The following is a 16,570-nucleotide window of genomic DNA, read 5'->3' on the forward strand; positions in this document are numbered from 1 at the left end:
GTCAGCTCAATTTGCGCGGATGGGCGAAGGTGATGCGAAAGCAACTGCCGCCGCCTTCGCGAGGTTTGTAGTCGAGACGGGCCTGGTTGCTCTCGCACAGCTCGCGGGAAATGTACAAGCCCAGCCCGGTTCCCTGGTTTTCCGTCGTGTAGAAGGGCTCGAAGATGTGTTGGATCTGTTCCGGCGGCACGCCCGGGCCATCGTCCTGGACTTCTAGAATCGGCAGGTCGCTGTCGGGATCACGGAACAAGGTTAGCCATACCTGGCCGCGTTTGTGCCGTTTCGCGCTGTAGCGCAGTCCGTTCTGCACCAGGTTGGTCAGCACCTGAGTCAACTGGTGGGGGTCCATGCGCGTCTGCACGGTGCCGCCCATGGTTTCCAGGTGCAGCGTCTGCTCGACGGGGGCCGAACCGCGAAACTCGCTGGCGAAACGGTGCAGCCAGTATTTCAGGTCGAGCAGTTGCGGCTCGGCCTGACGCCGCCGCGAGAGCTGCAGAACGTTCTCGATCACCAGGTTCATGCGCCGGGAATGGTCCTGGATGATCTGCGCCAGCCGCTGATCCGCGCCCTGCAGCTCCTCCGACTCCTGCAGCAATTGCGCGGCGTGACTGATGGCGCCGAGCGGGTTGCGAATCTCATGGGCGATGCCGGCGGTAAGCCGACCGAGGGAGGCAAGTTTGAGCTGCTGGGCCTGCTGGGCGATCTGCGAAATATTGTCGAGAAACACCAGGCAGTGGCGCTGGTTGCCACGTTGCAGGCTCATGAAGCTCGGTTGCAACACCGGGCCGTCCGGGTAGGCCTGCAGGTTGGCTGGGCGCATCGTTGGGTTGTGCAGCCATTGCTGCAGGCGCTTGACCAGCTCGGGGCAGTGCGGGTCAAGGATCTTGCCGGTCAACTGCTCGTGGCCAAGCAGGTAGGCGGTGCTTTCGTTGGTCAGCAATACCCGGTGCAGTTCGTCGAGAACCAGAATGCCGGTGCGCATGCGTTGCAGAATCACCGCGTTCAGCGCTTCCAGGTTGGCGACGTCGGTGGCGCGCTGCTCAGCCAGGTTCTCGCTGACCTGCAGGCGGCGCGTCAGTGCCTGAACGAATAGTGCAGCGGCAAAGCAGAGCGCGCCCAAGGCGCCGGCCTGCACATACTGTGCGGCGGCGGCAGGCCTGCTCAGGCTTAAATAGAAGGTCAGGTAAATCAGGCCGATGGCGGCAATCGCCGCAATCAGCAGGCCGATACGTCCGCGCAGGAGAAAGTTGGCAATCGCCACGGCCACGATCAGCAGGTTGCCGATACCGCTTGGCGTGCCGCCTGCCGCGTAGAACAGCGCCGAGAGCAGAATCACATCGACCAACGCCAGGCTGAACACTTGGATCAGCCGCTGTGGACGCCGTACTAGCAGCGCCACCAGGATATTCAGAATCAGGTAGAACCAGCTGCCGTAGCGAAACAGATTCTGATGCGCCAGCTCCAGCAACTGGTCGTCCAGGTCGCTGGAAATCAGCAGCGCCAGGACCACGCCAATGACCAGCCGGTACAGATGATAGAGGCGCAGGATGCGCCTGGCGTTGACCCCGTCCAGGGCTAGAACGTCGGCGGTCACGGGTGCTTGGTGTCTTGTTCGAGGTGCGCCTGGCTGCAGTACCAGCGGTCGGCCTGAGGTAGGGCGTGTTCGCGCGGCAGGTGCACGCCACACTGCTCGCAGCGAACCATCGGCAGGGTGGCCGACTCGGCGCTGTCGCGCTTCTGCGGCGCACGGGTAAAGCGCCGCCACAGCCAGAAGGCTGCCGCGATTAAGGCGATCCAGAACAGCAGACGTAGCAGGCCCATAGCGCCCTCTTGTTGACTTGTGGTGCGATGATCGAATCGCCGCAGTTTATCCAAGGAAATCAGCCCAGCACAGTAACTATGCACATGCGCGGCGCTGTAATGCGGTCGCGTCCACGGAAATCGTACGGCAATGAAAAAGGAGGCCTGGGCCTCCTTTTCGGGTTTAGCGTCGCGGGTGCGCTATTAGTCGAACAATCCGAAGGTCATGTAGCTGAACCAGGAGCGGTCGCCGTCAGCTGCCTCGGCCTCGTCCACCTGCTCGTCCGCGTCGTCCTGATTCTCCGGCTTCAGTTCGTCGGGGATCTGCTCTTCGGCGTCTTCGTACTGGCGGATCACGTCCTGACTGGCGCGGGTTTCGCCCGGTGGCAGCGGGGTGTCGGTCTCGATCAGGCCCAAGGTCGCCTTGGCCAACCAGGAACGGTTGTCGGCTTCTTCCTCGCGCGGCACGAATTCTCCGTCCACCAGAGTCGGGTGATCCGGGTAGTTGAGCTTCAGGGTTGCCAGGCTGGTGGCGGCGAGCTCGTCCAGGGTCAGACGCTGATAGGCCTCGGTCATCAGGGCCAGGCCGTCGCCGACCGCCGGGGTTCCCTGGAAGTTTTCCACCACATAACGGCCACGGTTGGCCGCCGCGACATAGGCCTGACGGGTCAGGTAGTAGTAGCCGGCATGGATTTCATAGGCGGCCAGCAGGTTGCGCAGGTAGATCATGCGCTGCTTGGCGTCGGGGGCGTAGCGGCTGTTGGGGAAGCGGCTGGTGAGCTGGGCGAACTCGTTGTAGGAATCGCGCGCCGCGCCTGGGTCACGCTTGGTCATGTCCAGCGGGACAAAGCGCGCGATCAGGCCGCGGTCCTGGTCGAAGGACGCCAGGCCCTTGAGGTAGTAGGCGTAGTCCACGTTGGCATGCTGCGGGTGCAGGCGAATGAAGCGCTCGGCGGCAGAGCGTGCGGCCTCGGGCTCGGCATTCTTGTAATAGGCATAGATCAGTTCGAGCTGCGCCTGCTCGGCATAGCGGCCGAACGGATAGCGCGATTCCAGCGCTTTCAGCTTGGTAACGGCGCTGGTGTAGCTGTTGTTGTCCAGGTCGGTTTGAGCCTGCTGGTACAACTCTGTCTCACTCAGGTTCTCGTCGAGGACTTCATTCGATGAGCAGGCAGCGGTGAGGGCGAGGATGGCGATCAGCAGCAGGTGTTTCACTTGCATGGCGGCTTGCGTCCCTGTGACGGCGGCTGTCTTGAGCTAGGCCGTCCTGTTATGATGAGCGCCCCCGGTACCCCTGGGGCAAAGACGCCGTATTTAACCACAAGCGTGTAGCCGAAACCAAAGGCTGCACCTCCCCGCCGTTGCCGAGCATGTCCTCTATTAATACGCAGACCATTGAACTGAACGCCGAGGTGCCCACTGATATGGGCGGTCAACGCCTCGACCAAGTCGCCGCACAACTGTTCGCCGAGCACTCGCGCTCGCGGCTGTCTGCCTGGATCAAGGACGGCCTGCTGACAGTCGACGGAGCCGTGTTGCGGCCTCGCGACATCGTCCATGGCGGCGCGGTGCTGGCGTTGAAGGCCGAACAGGAAGCCCAGGGCGAATGGATCGCTCAGGATATCGAGCTGAATATCGTCTACGAGGACGAACAGATTCTGGTGCTCGACAAGCCAGCCGGGCTGGTTGTCCATCCGGCCGCCGGGCATGCCGACGGCACCCTGCTGAATGCCTTGCTGCACCACGTGCCGGACATCGTCAACGTGCCCCGGGCCGGCATCGTGCACCGGCTGGACAAAGACACCACCGGCCTGATGGTGGTGGCCAAGACCATCGAAGCGCAGACCCGTCTGGTCGATCAACTGCAAAAACGTACGGTCAGCCGTATCTACGAATGCATTGTCATTGGTGTGGTCACCTCGGGCGGCAAGATCAACGCGCCGATCGGGCGTAGCTCCTCGCAACGCCAGCGTATGGCAGTCAGTGATGGCGGCAAGCCCGCGGTCAGTCATTACCGGGTGTTGGAGCGCTTTCGCTCGCACACCCATGCGCGGGTCAAGCTGGAAACCGGGCGCACTCACCAGATTCGCGTGCACATGAGTCACATCGGTTATCCGCTGGTTGGCGATCCCGTCTACGGCGGGCGTTTTCGTATTCCGCCAGCGGCCAATCCGAGCATGGTGCAAACCCTCAAAGAATTTCCGCGGCAGGCCTTGCACGCGCGCTTTCTCGAATTGGACCATCCGATTACTGGTGAGCGCATGAAATGGCAGTCGCCGCTGCCGGACGATTTCGTCTGGCTGCTGACCTTGCTGCGCCAGGATCGCGAGGCGTTCATCGGATGAGCAGCCGAGCGCATGACTGGATCGCGCCTGACTGGCCGGCTCCTGCGCGGGTCAAGACCTGTGTTACCACGCGTTCGGGAGGCATCAGTGCTGCGCCCTTCGACAGCTTCAACCTGGGCGAGCATGTCGGCGATGACCCGGTTGCGGTGGCGAAGAACCGTCAGCGCCTGGTCAGTCAGCTCGGTTGCCAGCCGGCCTGGTTGCGTCAGGTACATGGCGTCACAGTCGTCGAAGCGGACGCAAGCGAGCTGCTAGAGGCCGATGCAAGCTGGACAGCGACGGCCAATGTGGCCTGCACCGTGATGACGGCCGATTGTTTGCCCGTGCTGTTCTGTGATCGTGCGGGAACCCGCGTCGCAGCGGCGCATGCCGGTTGGCGCGGGCTGGCGGCGGGCGTGCTGGAAGCCACCCTGGACGCCTTCGACTGCGCCGCCGAAGACACGCTGGTCTGGCTCGGTCCTGCCATCGGCCCGCAGGCGTTCGAAGTGGGCGTGGAAGTCCGCGAGGCCTTTATCGCTCAGCACGCGGAAGCCGGCGCCGCCTTCGTCGCGAGCGTCAATCCCGGCCACTACATGGCCGACCTCTATCAGTTGGCGCGCATTCGCCTGGCGGCGCGTGGCGTCAGCGCGGTTTACGGTGGCGATTTCTGCACCTACAGCGACAGCCGCTTCTATTCCTACCGCCGTACGGCGCAGACCGGGCGCTTCGCCAGTCTGATCTGGCTGGGTTGATCGCTAGATACTCGATCTGCCTCGCCTTTTCCGGGTATCGCTACGCTTAACCACGGCTACATATTTATCCGTAGCCTGGCATTGAGCGAAGCGATACCCAGGGCTGTTCTGCTCGACCATTCGGCACGCCCCGACCTTTACAAAAACCACCCCGCTTGAAAATCGCACAATCGTCCTCATCTACTCTTCATCTCGCAGGCTTTCTTGACAGGCGCGCTCATCGCCCCGGCCTGCCCATAAAGGAAGGATGACGCAATGCGAATCGACCGTTTAACTAGCAAGTTGCAACTTGCCCTGTCCGATGCCCAGTCCCTGGCCGTCGGTCTTGATCACGCCGCCATCGAGCCGCTGCACCTGATGCAGGCACTGCTCGACCAGCAGGGCGGCTCGATCAAACCGCTGTTGATGCAGGTCGGCTTCGACGTGAACAGCCTGCGCAAGGCCCTGACCAAAGAACTGGACCACTTGGCGAAAATCCAGAGCCCGACCGGTGATGTGAATCTGTCGCAGGATCTGGCGCGCCTGCTCAATCAGGCCGACCGTCTGTCGCAGCAAAAGGGCGATCAGTTCATTTCCAGCGAACTGGTGCTGCTGGCGGCCATGGACGACAGCACCAAGCTCGGCAAGCTGTTGCTCGGTCAGGGTGTGAGCAAGAAGGCCCTGGAAAATGCCGTGAGCAACCTGCGCGGCGGCGACGCGGTGAATGACCCGAATGTCGAGGAGTCGCGCCAGGCCCTGGATAAATACACCGTCGACCTGACCAAGCGCGCCGAAGAAGGCAAGCTTGACCCGGTGATCGGGCGCGATGACGAAATCCGCCGCACCATCCAGGTGTTGCAGCGCCGCACCAAGAACAACCCGGTGCTGATCGGCGAGCCGGGCGTCGGCAAGACTGCGATCGCCGAAGGCCTCGCCCAGCGCATCGTCAATGGCGAAGTGCCCGACGGGCTGAAGGACAAGCGTCTGCTGTCCCTGGACATGGGCGCGCTGATTGCCGGCGCAAAGTTTCGCGGCGAGTTCGAGGAGCGTCTCAAGGCCGTGCTCAACGAGCTGTCCAAGCAGGAAGGGCGGATCATCCTGTTTATCGACGAGCTGCACACCATGGTCGGCGCCGGCAAGGCCGAGGGTGCCATGGATGCCGGCAATATGCTCAAGCCCTCACTGGCGCGCGGCGAGCTGCACTGCGTCGGTGCCACCACGCTCAACGAATACCGCCAGTTCATCGAGAAGGACGCGGCGCTGGAGCGGCGATTCCAGAAGGTGCTGGTCGACGAGCCGAGCGAAGAGGACACCATCGCCATTCTGCGTGGCCTGAAGGAACGTTACGAAGTACACCACAAGGTCGCCATCGCCGACGGTGCGATCATCGCCGCGGCCAAGCTCAGCCATCGCTATATCACCGACCGCCAACTGCCCGATAAGGCCATCGACCTGATCGACGAAGCGGCTAGCCGGATTCGCATGGAAATCGACTCCAAGCCGGAAGTCCTCGATCGCCTCGAGCGGCGACTGATTCAGCTCAAGGTTGAAGGCCAGGCACTGAAGAAGGAAGACGACGACGCGGCGATCAAGCGGCTGGCCAAACTCAACGAAGACATCGCTCGGCTCGAGCGCGAATACGCCGACCTGGAAGACATCTGGAAATCGGAAAAGGCCGAGGTTCAGGGCTCGGCGCAGATCCAGCAGCGTATCGAGCAGTCCCGTCAGGAATTGGAAGCGGCGCGGCGCAAGGGCGATCTCAACCGCATGGCCGAACTGCAGTACGGCATCATTCCCGATCTGGAGCGCAGCCTGCAGATGGTCGACCAGCACGGCAAGACCGAAAATCAGTTGCTGCGCAGCAAGGTGACCGAGGAAGAAATCGCCGAGGTCGTCTCCAAGTGGACCGGCATTCCAGTGAGCAAGATGCTTGAGGGCGAGCGCGACAAGCTGCTCAAGATGGAGAGCTTGCTGCACCAACGGGTGATCGGCCAGAACGAGGCCGTGGTCGCGGTTGCCAACGCGGTGCGGCGCTCCCGTGCCGGGCTTTCCGATCCGAACCGGCCCAGTGGCTCGTTCCTGTTTCTCGGCCCCACCGGGGTTGGCAAGACCGAGCTGTGCAAGGCGCTGGCCGAGTTCCTCTTCGATACCGAGGAAGCGTTGGTGCGCATCGATATGTCCGAGTTTATGGAGAAGCATTCCGTGGCCCGGCTGATCGGTGCACCTCCGGGTTATGTCGGTTACGAGGAGGGTGGTTATCTGACCGAGGCGGTGCGCCGCAAGCCCTATTCGGTAATCCTGCTGGATGAGGTCGAAAAGGCCCATTCAGACGTCTTCAACGTGCTGTTGCAGGTGCTGGAGGACGGTCGGCTGACGGATAGCCATGGCCGAACCGTGGACTTCAAGAACACAGTGGTGGTGATGACCTCGAACCTGGGTTCGGCGCAGATTCAGGAGCTGGTGGGCGATCAGGATGCACAGCGCGCTGCGGTGATGGATGCAGTCAGCTCGCATTTTCGTCCGGAGTTCATCAACCGGATCGACGAGGTGGTAATTTTCGAGCCCCTTGCCCGCGAGCAGATCGCCGGGATCGCGCAGATCCAGCTGGACCGCCTGCGGCAGCGCCTAGCCGAGCGCGAGTTGACGCTGGAACTGTCCGCCGAGGCGCTGGATAAGTTGATCGCCATCGGTTACGACCCGGTGTACGGCGCCCGGCCGCTGAAGCGCGCGATTCAGCGCTGGATCGAGAACCCACTGGCGCAGCTTATTCTCGCCGGCTCATTCGAGGCGGGTAGCAGCGTTACGGGCCGTGTGGAAGGCGACGAAATCGTCTTTGCCTGAGCAAAAGCAAAAACACCCCGAGCGCGCGGGCGGTCGGGGTGTTTTCGGGTGCGGCAGGGCGCTCTTAGAGGTGCTTGAGCAGCACCTGTAATGCCGCCGCCTGGTCTTCGGCCAGGTCGATGATATGAAAGCCCGCCCAGCAGTGCTGGCCGTCCGCTCCGGGGCGGCTCCACAAACAGTCTGCTCCAAGCTTGACTTCGCTGACCCCATCGACTGCCTGGGCAGCAACCAGGCGGCACTCAAGCACGACATCGGCCTTGTGCGGTGCGTCGCTGAACAGCATGAAACCATCATCGGAAAGATCTACCACGCGACCGAGACGTTCCCCGCTGTGCAGCTCGTAGACTTCAAGCTGTAGCTCGGTGTTGTGCCGGCTGTGATGACGACGATCATCCATTGGAGTTCCTCAGCTTTTCTCGGGTGCGCGCCCAGCGAAGCGCTGTAGAACGCGGTAAATGGTGGAAAGGGCGCGGTCAACCAACGGCGCATCCCGTTCCGGGGCGACGATACGCGCCAGTCCCTGTTCCATTTCGGTGGCCAGCAAGGTGATTGGTTTGATCGCCACGCGCTGGCCGCTATGGTCGACAAACATATAGTTGCGGGTGGTGGGGCTGAACCAGGACAGCTTCAGTGTGCGGCTCTGGCCGTCGGTGACGAATTCGAACCAGGTGCCGAATTCGATATGCGATAGCTCCTTGGTGAGCAACTGGGCGCGCATCGACAATCCGGAGGCGCGTGGCGCCAAGGTCGCAAGCGCCGCGTCTTCACCCAGCATGGCGCCCAGAGGGCTTTCCGGCAGGGTAGGGTTGAGCTTGGCTGCAAGCTGCGGCTGCTTGGCCTGTACCGCGTGCTGGCATGCAACCAGGTCCTGCAGCAGCCGGCGAATGCCATCTTCGTGATAACCGCCCAGTAATTGCAGGCCTTTGCGCAGGTCGTCCAGCAGGGCGATACGCAGCGCTTGCAGGCGCGCGTGGCCGGCCTCGTCAAGCGGTGTGCCGCTCCAGGCCAACTGCTCTGCGACCTCGGAGGCGCGCTGCCATTCGCCGCTTTGCTCACCGTGGCGTAACAGCACGAAAACCAGTACGTCCGCCCAGGTCAGCTCGAGAAAATTGCGGATGATGCTTGGCAGCTCGCGATTGGTCAGGCTGTTAGCGATCACATCGACGGCCAGTTGGCGCGCGCCCAGTAGCTTGTCGCGGCCTTTGGCGGCCTCTACCGCGCGCCGCTCGCGCAGCTCGACCTTGTGTTTGAGGGTGGCGGCAAACTCGTTGAATTCTGCGAGTAGGGTGTCGAACAGCTGCAGGTCACCCTTGAAGTCGTGGATGACGCTTTCGACCACCCACTGCATCTTCGCCAGCAAACCGCGTTCATCGCCTTCGCCACCATAGAGCACGCCTGCCTGCGCCATCGCGTTGAGCAGCCGGCGGGCGGGGTGGTGGTGCTGGGTGAACAGCGCTTTGTCCAGCAGCGCAACCTTTAGATAGGGCGTATGCAGGTGCGACAAGCATGTCTTGCAGCTGTCGGGCAGGTTTTCGTCGTCAAGAATGAAGTCGAACAGCATGCCCACCAGGTCGATGACGTCGGCTTCCTGATCGGACAGCTTGTGCTGTTTCGGCAGGCTGCTGTGCGCTTCCAGTTGCTGTTGCAGATCAGCCTTCAGGCCGCCGACTTGCTGGGGGTGATGCAGACGCTGCGCCAGTTCGCTTGCCGACTGCTGTTGCATGCGGTCCAGCGCCTCCAGCAGCTCGCTGGCGCTATAGGTGCGGGTCGCCCCGCGCGGGGCGAAGCTGGCGATACTGCGAGTGCCGCCCAAGAGGGGCGCATCGATGTCGCGTTGACGGTGCTCGCCCAGCAGGCTCGCCAAACCGCTGAGCAATGTCGCGGGGTCGAGGGGCGGTTCACCATTGAGGTCGACGGGCAGGTCAGGCCGCAGCAAGCCCTCGTTGCGCGACTGTGTCTCGACATACTGAGGCGCGCCGGCGCGAGTACCGCCAGCGGACTTTTCGGGGGCTTCCGCCGGCGCTGCTGTGCGAGCTGCCTGCTCGGTTGGCTTGGGTGGAGCGGGATTGGCTGAACGCTGCGCGCTGTACTTGAGGTTGGGCAGTACGCCTGCGTCGATCAGGCGCTGGTTCAGAGCGGCATACAAGCTGTCCAGGTTATGCATCACATGCTGATCGAACAGCGCGTAAAGAATGATCTTGATGCGCAGCGGGAACGGGCAGGGCGCCAGCGCCTCGCGAAACGCCAGCGCTATCATCTGTGGGCCGAAAGGATTGCTGTCCTCGCCGAGCTTTTGCCCGCTATTAAGAACGGCGAGGCGTTGCTCCAGGGCAAACAGGGGCTGCGCGCAACGCGACTTGACCCGGCTCACCATATTGGTGACCTGCAGGCTTTCTTCGTAATCCTCGTTCTGCACCAGCGTCAGGTGATCGGCGTCGAGCTCGGTGGCTTGCGCGACTGGCTTGAGCTTGCCTTCGAGGAAGTCGGAAAAATTCTGCGAGATTTTCTGGTGATAGCTGCGTTCGATCTGTGGGCGCTGCCGACGAATCTCGCGCATGTTGTCAAAGAACAAAGTTTGGACCTGATTGTTCTCGGCTTTTTCGGCGCATTCGAACAGGGTGTCGTCGACTTGGCCGAACACACCGGTAAGGTGTTCGGCCAGGCGATTCATGCCCAGCTTCCGGCAACTCTGCACCAGTTCACCAAAGCGCGGCTGAATGCCTCGGCTGGCAAGCGTGCTGAGCGGGTTGGGAATATCGTTGGGGGTGTCCTGGTTGCTCATGGACTTTCCTGGCTAAAGCCCTTCGGCTTGCGCGTGCTGCGACATCACAGTAATTGTTGGAAGATATAGTAGCCGTTGTTATATCTGCAAAGCATTGTCATAAAAGCAATTTAAGGGGTTGACAGGGCGTTCTGGAACCGTAAAATGGCGCGCCTCTGATACGGGAAACGGCGTAACGCCAAAGCCCAAATCGGAGAACTGAAAGCAACTAGTTCCGCGATAGCTCAGTCGGTAGAGCAAATGACTGTTAATCATTGGGTCCCAGGTTCGAGTCCTGGTCGCGGAGCCAATCTTTCAATCGGGGTATAGCGCAGTCCGGTAGCGCGCCTGCTTTGGGAGCAGGATGTCGGGAGTTCGAATCCCCCTACCCCGACCATTTTTTGGGTCGTTAGCTCAGTTGGTAGAGCAGTTGGCTTTTAACCAATTGGTCGTAGGTTCGAATCCCACACGACCCACCATTTTCAAGTTTGCTTGAAAAGTAAAAAACCCGCCTAGTGCGGGTTTTTTATTGCCTGCAATTCAGCTGGCATGCCTCCTTCCGCTCGCACCTGTTGACGGATCTGAAATAAACCCGCTTGGCAGCAAGCGGGTTTCAGCGCATGGGTGTGTCAGTGCAATTTCAAGCGTGGTTCGGTGCCGCGGCCGATATGTCCGCCGATCATCAGTAGTGCGGTGCGCACCAGGCCATACAGCGCTACCTGATGCATGCGGTACAGCGATACATAGAACATCCGCGCAAGCCAGCCTTCGAGCATCACGCTGCCAGTCAGGTTGCCCATCAGGTTGCCGACCGCGGAGAAGCTGGACAGCGAGATCAGCGAACCATAGTCGCGGTAGCGGTAGTCTTGAAGCGCTTGGCCAGCGATACGCGCCTTCAGCGACTTGGCCAGCAGCGAGGCTTGCTGATGAGCAGCCTGGGCGCGCGGCGGAACAGTACGGCCGTCCGGTTGAGGGCAAGCAGCGCAGTCGCCGAACGCGAAGATATTGTCGTCATGGGTGGTTTGCAGAGTCGGGCGCACCACAAGCTGATTGATCCGGTTGCTTTCCAGCCCGTCCAGTTCCTGTAGAAACGCCGGTGCACGAATGCCGGCCGCCCAGACCTTCAGGCTTGCCGGGATAACCTGGCCTTGAGCCGTATGCAGCGCATCGCGCGTGACTTCGCTGACCGCGGCGTTGGTCAGGACGGTCACGCCCAGTTTCTCCAGGGTTTTATGCACCGGATGGCCGATGCGTTCCGGCAGTGCGGGCAACACTCGCGGGCCGGCCTCTATTAGGGTAATGCGCATGTTTTCCGGACGGATTCGATCCAGGCCATAGGCCGCCAGCTCATGCGCCGCATGATGCAGCTCGGCTGCCAGCTCCACACCGGTTGCGCCGGCACCGACGATGGCAACGTTGATCAGCTCGGTGCTGTCGGTCTGGCTGGCGTGCGCGCGCAGGTAATGGTTGAGCAGTTGGAGGTGGAAGCGCTCGGCCTGTGCGCGTGTGTCGAGAAACAGGCAATGATCCGCTGCGCCTGGCGTGCCGAAGTCGTTGGTAGTGCTGCCGACGGCGAGCACCAGGCTGTCGTAGTTCAGCTCGCGCTCGGGCATCAGCAACTCGCCATGCTCGTCGTAGGCCGCGGCCAAGGTAATGGCGCGGCTGGCACGATTGAGGCCTGACATGCAGCCAAGCTGAAACTGGAAGTTATTCCACTTCGCTTGCGCTACGTAATTCAATTCGTCTTCGGCCGAATTGAGCGAGCCTGCCGCGACTTCATGTAGCAGCGGTTTCCAGATGTGCGTCAGGTTGGCATCAACCAGCGTGATGCTGGCCTGGCCGCTTTTGCCCAGAGTTCTACCCAGGCGGGTAGCAAGCTCCAGTCCGCCGGCACCGCCGCCGACGATTATGATTCGATGGGTCATGGGACATTCTCACAAGGCGTTGGAAAGCGGTTTGCGAGTCCGACCGGGCGAGCGCGAGGCAGCTCATAGCACCAGTTGACTCAGAAGGCGGCTCAGCAGGCCCAGGCCAATAACCGTGGCCAGGATGATCAGCAACAGGCTCCATACCTTGAACGGCCGGCGTTCGACCTGATGCTGGGGTGCACTTAGGTAGTCATCGACACGTTTTTGATCGTCAGGGTTCAAGCGGCTGGGCATAAAAACCTCAATTATTCAGCGTGAACCAACCCATCAGGGGATTTGGCTGCTGTGTGCGGGCTATCTTAGTCCTGTGCCTCATAGCGGCTCAACGCACAGGTCGTCGTCAATCCGAATAATGCCACTCTGCAACACTCGGGCAGTGATCCCGCCATGGCCGCGCATGGCCTGGAAGGTGCCGACGCCGAGGCGTTGTTCAAGGCGCGCACAAGGCTGACACCAGCCGGTGGTTTCGAGTACGGCCTGGCCGATACGGAAACGCCGCCCCTTGAGGCTGAACAAATTAATGCCACTGATAGCAATGTTGCGGCGCAAATCGTTCGGCGTTATCGGCTGGGCGGGGTCGCGCTCGAGCAGGGCGCTGACCACCGCCAGGTGCTCCCACTGAATCAACGTGACTTGCCGTGCATTGCGCGGACCTGGTCGGCTGTGGTCGCCCGTTAAGCCCGCTTCTCGGCGCGCCTCGACTGCGTCCAGCTCGATCATGTCAGCCCGCGCCGCGGGTCGCACGCCAATCCAGCGTACCCTGCCGCGCTGTGGTACCGCTGCGAGTAGTTCGTTTAGGGGGCTAATTTGCATGGTTATCGCTTCGGCTAAAGGTCGTTGCGCGGCTATAAGCTGATGCCGATGTCGAAAAGCACGCTACGGCCAAGGTTGTTACGTAAAAAAGCGGGCGAGTCCGGGTGGGCGAATAGCACCCGCGCGAACGTCGGGCCTACCAGGGAGAGCGAGCGCCAGCCTTGCCGCAGGTATTCCGTAGGCGGCGGGAAATGGCTGTTGAAGTCCGGTACCGCGCGTTTGAGATTTACGTATGCGAGCAGGTCCAGTTCACTGAGGTCAAGACCGCGCTCCCGGTAGTTATGCGCTTTCTTGCGCAGTGTCGGTGCAAGACGCGCCTGCAAATCCGCTGCGCCGATGCGTTTGGGTTTGGCTTCACGGCGCACCAATTGACTGAGCGAGAACGCACCGCGCCGTCGATCCAGTTCGGCGCGCCACTCATCGTTCAGGCGGCGGCCTTCATCGAGTACGAAAAAGACTTCAAAACTGGCATCGCGGAACAGAACGTCAGGCGGCTCCTGGGTCGGCGGGCTAAACTCGTCGAGCCGGTGGCTGACATTCAGCGCCTGCAACAAACGCTGGCATACCCAGCGCTCTCGCTCCCACTTGCGCGCGTTGGAAAGAAAGGCATTGGCTTGTTCGGCCTGGTGCGTAAGCAACCGCAGGTAGTCTGAGTCATCCATAACCTCAGCTTAGCCTGCGCGATTGAGTGACCGGAAGTCTGGTGTGCCGATTTCGCATTGGAAGCCTCGAAGGGCTGCGCGGTTGAGCCGCAGCGCATCGATGCGGGGACGCCTTGCGGTCGGTGTAGACTTGCCGAAATAAAATCGCACGGGATTTATCAATGATCGCGGCGCAGTTACTTTCCACAGTCAGCCAGCTTGCGGGCTGGTTGATGTACGCTCCATTGGTGCTTTGGGCGCTATGGCACGCGCCCTGGCTGGAATTGTGCAGTGACTTGCGACGTCAGCATTTGCTGTTCGGAACGGTCGTGGCGTTGTTTCTGCTGTGGCTGGTGCGCCGTGATTTCGACTCGGGGCTGTCGTACCACTTTATCGGCATGACCGCTGTGACCCTGCTACTGGACTGGCCGCTGGCAATCGTTGCTGGGTTTATCGCTCAATTGGGCATGCTGCTTTTGGGTCGTCAGGATCTGGCGGCGTTAGGCATGAACGGCGTGCTGTTGGTGCTGATCCCGGTGGTTATCACTGAAGCGTGCGCGTTGCGGGTGGAGCGAGCGCAGCCGCGAAACCTGTTCGTATACATCTTCTTCTGCGGTTTCTTTCCAGCTGCGTTGGCTACGCTTGTATGCATCCTCGTGGGATTGGGTATCCTCTGGATGGACGCAATATTTCCCATGCCGCCTTGGCTTACGGATTACTTGGGCTACCTGTGGCTGGTGATTTTCCCTGAAGCGTTTATCAACGGCATGTTGGTGAGCGCTCTGGTGGTCTTCTATCCCGACTGGCTGGAAACCTTCAACCGCAGTCGGTATCTCTCCGCGCCCTGGAACGATGAAGACTTGCCGCGTTGACGCTGCCTAACCTATGCCTCTGCTCAATGGCGGCTTGTTGGCAAATCGCTGGAAAACAGCTCATCTTCGAGTTCATTACCCGGGATTGCGTGCTCTTCGGACGCCCAGGCACCCAGGTCGATCAGCTTGCAGCGCTCGGAGCAGAATGGCCGACAAGGGCTTTGCGGGCCCCATTCCACGGGTGCGTTGCAGGTCGGGCATTTAACAAGGGTGGGCTGACTCATGGTTGGCCTCCGCGAAGCGTCAGGTAAAAAGTGTGCAGGCGTTCCACTTCGGCAGCGATATGACTTAGGTCGCTGTCGTTGAGCAATACGTCGTCGGCATGCCGCAAGCGCTCTTCACGGCTGGCCTGGGCCTGGAAAATCGCCTGGACCTGCTCGGCCGAGCTGTTGTCGCGCTGCATGGTGCGCTGCAATTGCAAGGCTTCTGGCGCATCGACCACCAGCACGCGCTGGGTCAGCTTGTACTGACCTGACTCAATCAACAAGGGTGACACCAAAATTGCGTAGGGCGATTGCGCCTGGGCGAGATAGTTGGTGATCTCCTGGCCGATTAAAGGATGCAGAAGCGTTTCAAGCCAGCGCCGTTGCTCGGGGTTGTCGAAGATTAGCGTGCGTAGAACGGTGCGATCCAGATGACCGTCCGCTTGCAACACCTGGGGGCCGAAGTGCTCGACTATCTTAGCCAATGCCGGTTTACCGGGTTCAACCACCCAGCGCGCAGCATGATCGGCATCTACCAGGTGGACGCCTCGATCGACAAAGCACTGAGCGACAGCGCTTTTACCGCTGCCGATACCGCCGGTAAGCCCAAGAATCCAGGGTTTTGCCATGAGCTCCACGCGTCCGCAATAAAAGAGCGGCGATTGTAGTGCAGCCTTCCATGGAATGGTGAATCGAGGCGCTAAGACGGGAGAGGCAGCGAGGACCGAGGCTGGCGGTTGAACATTCCTCGGCTCGCGGATTCTGAGTGCGTAGAGGGATGTGTTAGCGGAAGCCGGCGATCTGCAGATAAGTTCCGGTAATTTGCTCACCCCAAAGCAGCGCAATCCATCCGGCAATCGCCAAATAGGGCCCGAAAGGAATTGGTGTGCTCGTTTCTGCGTTACGCATGCGCAACATGATGACGCCCAGAACGGCGCCTACCAGCGACGACAGCAAGATGGTCAAAGGCAGCACCTGCCAACCACCCCAGGCGCCGAGCATGGCCAACAACTTGAAATCGCCAAAGCCCATGCCCTCTTTGCCTGTGACCAGCTTGAACAGCCAATACACCGACCAAAGGCTCAAGTAACCCGCAATCGCTCCCCACAGCGCATCTTCCAGGCTAGTAAACAAATCGAAATAGTTGACGATCAGCCCCAGCCATAAGAGTGGCAAAACCAGTGAGTCCGGCAGCAACTGATGATCGGCGTCGATCAAACTCATCGCCAGCAAACCCCATGTCAGCACCAGCATGCTGCCTGCTTGCCAGGTGAAACCAAAGTGCCAGGCGATATAAGCGGACAACAAGCCGCAAAACAGTTCGACAAGAGGGTATCGCTTACTTATGGACGTTTTGCAGTTTGAGCATTTCCCATGTAAAAGCAGATAACTGATTACTGGGATGTTTTCCCAAGGTCTAATTTCATGACTGCAGTGAGTGCATTTAGAGTTGGGCAAAACGAGGTTGAACGTTTCGCTTGGTGGTAGTGCTGCGAGTCCAAGTATTTCTCGCGCCTGAGTATTCCAGTCGCGCTCAAGCATCTTCGGCAAGCGATAGGCCACCACATTGAGAAAGCTCCCAATTAGCAGGCCTAAAATCAAGCATAAAAGAACAAAGATCAGCAAGTTGTCGGCCAATATTTCTAACATCATAAA

The 16,570-nt window shown here is 60.6% G+C and carries 16 protein-coding genes and 3 tRNA genes; 7 read left to right on the top strand and 12 right to left on the bottom strand.

Features of this window, described 5'->3' with window-relative positions; all coding sequences use genetic code 11:
- Position 1: 1 nt before the first annotated feature.
- The 3 genes from ACX0MV_RS04565 to ACX0MV_RS04575 all read right to left on the bottom strand — a co-directional run bounded on the left by ACX0MV_RS04565 (position 2) and on the right by ACX0MV_RS04575 (position 3,021).
- Positions 2-1,594, bottom strand: a complete 1,593-nt coding sequence (locus ACX0MV_RS04565) for a sensor histidine kinase (protein WP_458981299.1) — start codon at positions 1,592-1,594, stop codon at positions 2-4.
- Positions 1,591-1,821: a PP0621 family protein gene (locus ACX0MV_RS04570; protein WP_458981300.1), complete on the bottom strand. Its 231-nt coding sequence runs from the start codon at positions 1,819-1,821 to the stop codon at positions 1,591-1,593. The genes ACX0MV_RS04565 and ACX0MV_RS04570 overlap by 4 nt, the downstream gene beginning before the upstream one ends.
- A gap of 183 nt (positions 1,822-2,004) precedes the next feature.
- On the bottom strand, positions 2,005-3,021 hold the full coding sequence (locus tag ACX0MV_RS04575) for an outer membrane protein assembly factor BamD (protein ID WP_458981301.1): 1,017 nt from the start codon (positions 3,019-3,021) through the stop codon (positions 2,005-2,007).
- A 149-nt stretch (positions 3,022-3,170) separates the two neighbouring features.
- Here ACX0MV_RS04575 and rluD point away from each other — a divergent pair, with 149 nt between their 5' ends.
- From rluD to clpB, 3 genes are all read left to right on the top strand, one after another.
- Complete coding sequence (gene rluD / locus ACX0MV_RS04580) at positions 3,171-4,145, top strand: 23S rRNA pseudouridine(1911/1915/1917) synthase RluD (RefSeq protein ID WP_458981302.1); 975 nt, start codon at positions 3,171-3,173, stop codon at positions 4,143-4,145.
- Complete coding sequence (pgeF, locus tag ACX0MV_RS04585) at positions 4,142-4,876, top strand: peptidoglycan editing factor PgeF (protein WP_458981303.1); 735 nt, start codon at positions 4,142-4,144, stop codon at positions 4,874-4,876. Before rluD ends, pgeF begins: the two co-directional genes overlap by 4 nt.
- 255 nt (positions 4,877-5,131) lie before the next feature.
- The gene (clpB, locus tag ACX0MV_RS04590; RefSeq protein ID WP_458981304.1) at positions 5,132-7,696 is read left to right on the top strand and encodes an ATP-dependent chaperone ClpB; all 2,565 of its coding nucleotides are present in this window, start codon (positions 5,132-5,134) and stop codon (positions 7,694-7,696) included.
- Positions 7,697-7,760: 64 nt separating this feature from the next.
- Here clpB and ACX0MV_RS04595 read toward each other — a convergent pair whose 3' ends face one another.
- Both ACX0MV_RS04595 and ACX0MV_RS04600 read right to left on the bottom strand, forming a co-directional pair.
- Entirely contained in the window at positions 7,761-8,093 is a 333-nt protein-coding gene (locus ACX0MV_RS04595) for a PilZ domain-containing protein (protein WP_458981305.1), read from the bottom strand.
- A 9-nt stretch (positions 8,094-8,102) separates the two neighbouring features.
- Positions 8,103-10,478, bottom strand: coding sequence for a DUF1631 domain-containing protein (locus ACX0MV_RS04600; protein ID WP_458981306.1), 2,376 nt, complete (start codon positions 10,476-10,478; stop codon positions 8,103-8,105).
- A gap of 213 nt (positions 10,479-10,691) precedes the next feature.
- Between ACX0MV_RS04600 and ACX0MV_RS04605 the strand changes: the two genes are divergently transcribed.
- The 3 genes from ACX0MV_RS04605 to ACX0MV_RS04615 all read left to right on the top strand — a co-directional run bounded on the left by ACX0MV_RS04605 (position 10,692) and on the right by ACX0MV_RS04615 (position 10,936).
- Positions 10,692-10,767 (top strand) — tRNA-Asn (locus tag ACX0MV_RS04605).
- A 10-nt stretch (positions 10,768-10,777) separates the two neighbouring features.
- Positions 10,778-10,854 (top strand) — tRNA-Pro (locus ACX0MV_RS04610).
- A 6-nt stretch (positions 10,855-10,860) separates the two neighbouring features.
- A tRNA-Lys gene (locus tag ACX0MV_RS04615) sits at positions 10,861-10,936 on the top strand.
- Between the two features lie 150 nt (positions 10,937-11,086).
- Here ACX0MV_RS04615 and ACX0MV_RS04620 read toward each other — a convergent pair.
- From ACX0MV_RS04620 to ACX0MV_RS04635, 4 genes are all read right to left on the bottom strand, one after another.
- The gene (locus tag ACX0MV_RS04620) at positions 11,087-12,382 is read right to left on the bottom strand and encodes an NAD(P)/FAD-dependent oxidoreductase (RefSeq protein ID WP_458981307.1); all 1,296 of its coding nucleotides are present in this window, start codon (positions 12,380-12,382) and stop codon (positions 11,087-11,089) included.
- Between the two features lie 63 nt (positions 12,383-12,445).
- A complete protein-coding gene (locus ACX0MV_RS04625) occupies positions 12,446-12,619 on the bottom strand; it encodes a DUF3094 family protein (RefSeq protein WP_458981308.1) in 174 nt (57 codons plus the stop codon).
- Between the two features lie 78 nt (positions 12,620-12,697).
- Entirely contained in the window at positions 12,698-13,192 is a 495-nt protein-coding gene (locus tag ACX0MV_RS04630; RefSeq protein WP_458981758.1) for an MOSC domain-containing protein, read from the bottom strand.
- Positions 13,193-13,230: 38 nt separating this feature from the next.
- The gene (locus ACX0MV_RS04635) at positions 13,231-13,860 is read right to left on the bottom strand and encodes a DUF1780 domain-containing protein (RefSeq protein WP_458981309.1); all 630 of its coding nucleotides are present in this window, start codon (positions 13,858-13,860) and stop codon (positions 13,231-13,233) included.
- A 161-nt stretch (positions 13,861-14,021) separates the two neighbouring features.
- On the opposite strand from ACX0MV_RS04635, the gene ACX0MV_RS04640 reads away from it, so the two are divergent.
- Complete coding sequence (locus tag ACX0MV_RS04640; protein ID WP_458981310.1) at positions 14,022-14,711, top strand: energy-coupling factor ABC transporter permease; 690 nt, start codon at positions 14,022-14,024, stop codon at positions 14,709-14,711.
- 23 nt (positions 14,712-14,734) lie between these two features.
- Here ACX0MV_RS04640 and yacG read toward each other — a convergent pair whose 3' ends face one another.
- The 3 genes from yacG to ACX0MV_RS04655 form a co-directional block, all read right to left on the bottom strand.
- The gene (yacG, locus tag ACX0MV_RS04645; protein WP_458981311.1) at positions 14,735-14,935 is read right to left on the bottom strand and encodes a DNA gyrase inhibitor YacG; all 201 of its coding nucleotides are present in this window, start codon (positions 14,933-14,935) and stop codon (positions 14,735-14,737) included.
- A complete protein-coding gene (gene coaE / locus ACX0MV_RS04650) occupies positions 14,932-15,543 on the bottom strand; it encodes a dephospho-CoA kinase (RefSeq protein WP_458981312.1) in 612 nt (203 codons plus the stop codon). Before coaE ends, yacG begins: the two co-directional genes overlap by 4 nt.
- Before the next feature lie 154 nt (positions 15,544-15,697).
- A complete protein-coding gene (locus tag ACX0MV_RS04655) occupies positions 15,698-16,567 on the bottom strand; it encodes a prepilin peptidase (RefSeq protein WP_458981313.1) in 870 nt (289 codons plus the stop codon).
- Positions 16,568-16,570: the final 3 nt, after the last annotated feature.

Source organism: Pseudomonas cistanchae, from assembly GCF_054483635.1.

Coding starts and splice junctions, on each gene's coding strand:
- ACX0MV_RS04570 (WP_458981300.1), bottom strand. CDS start 1,821: ATGGGCCTGCTACGTCTGCTGTTCTGGATCGCCTTAATCGCGGCAGCC.
- ACX0MV_RS04575 (WP_458981301.1), bottom strand. CDS start 3,021: ATGCAAGTGAAACACCTGCTGCTGATCGCCATCCTCGCCCTCACCGCT.
- rluD (WP_458981302.1), top strand. CDS start 3,171: ATGTCCTCTATTAATACGCAGACCATTGAACTGAACGCCGAGGTGCCC.
- pgeF (WP_458981303.1), top strand. CDS start 4,142: ATGAGCAGCCGAGCGCATGACTGGATCGCGCCTGACTGGCCGGCTCCT.
- clpB (WP_458981304.1), top strand. CDS start 5,132: ATGCGAATCGACCGTTTAACTAGCAAGTTGCAACTTGCCCTGTCCGAT.
- ACX0MV_RS04595 (WP_458981305.1), bottom strand. CDS start 8,093: ATGGATGATCGTCGTCATCACAGCCGGCACAACACCGAGCTACAGCTT.
- ACX0MV_RS04600 (WP_458981306.1), bottom strand. CDS start 10,478: ATGAGCAACCAGGACACCCCCAACGATATTCCCAACCCGCTCAGCACG.
- ACX0MV_RS04620 (WP_458981307.1), bottom strand. CDS start 12,382: ATGACCCATCGAATCATAATCGTCGGCGGCGGTGCCGGCGGACTGGAG.
- ACX0MV_RS04625 (WP_458981308.1), bottom strand. CDS start 12,619: ATGCCCAGCCGCTTGAACCCTGACGATCAAAAACGTGTCGATGACTAC.
- ACX0MV_RS04635 (WP_458981309.1), bottom strand. CDS start 13,860: ATGGATGACTCAGACTACCTGCGGTTGCTTACGCACCAGGCCGAACAA.
- ACX0MV_RS04640 (WP_458981310.1), top strand. CDS start 14,022: ATGATCGCGGCGCAGTTACTTTCCACAGTCAGCCAGCTTGCGGGCTGG.
- yacG (WP_458981311.1), bottom strand. CDS start 14,935: ATGAGTCAGCCCACCCTTGTTAAATGCCCGACCTGCAACGCACCCGTG.
- coaE (WP_458981312.1), bottom strand. CDS start 15,543: ATGGCAAAACCCTGGATTCTTGGGCTTACCGGCGGTATCGGCAGCGGT.
- ACX0MV_RS04655 (WP_458981313.1), bottom strand. CDS start 16,567: ATGATGTTAGAAATATTGGCCGACAACTTGCTGATCTTTGTTCTTTTA.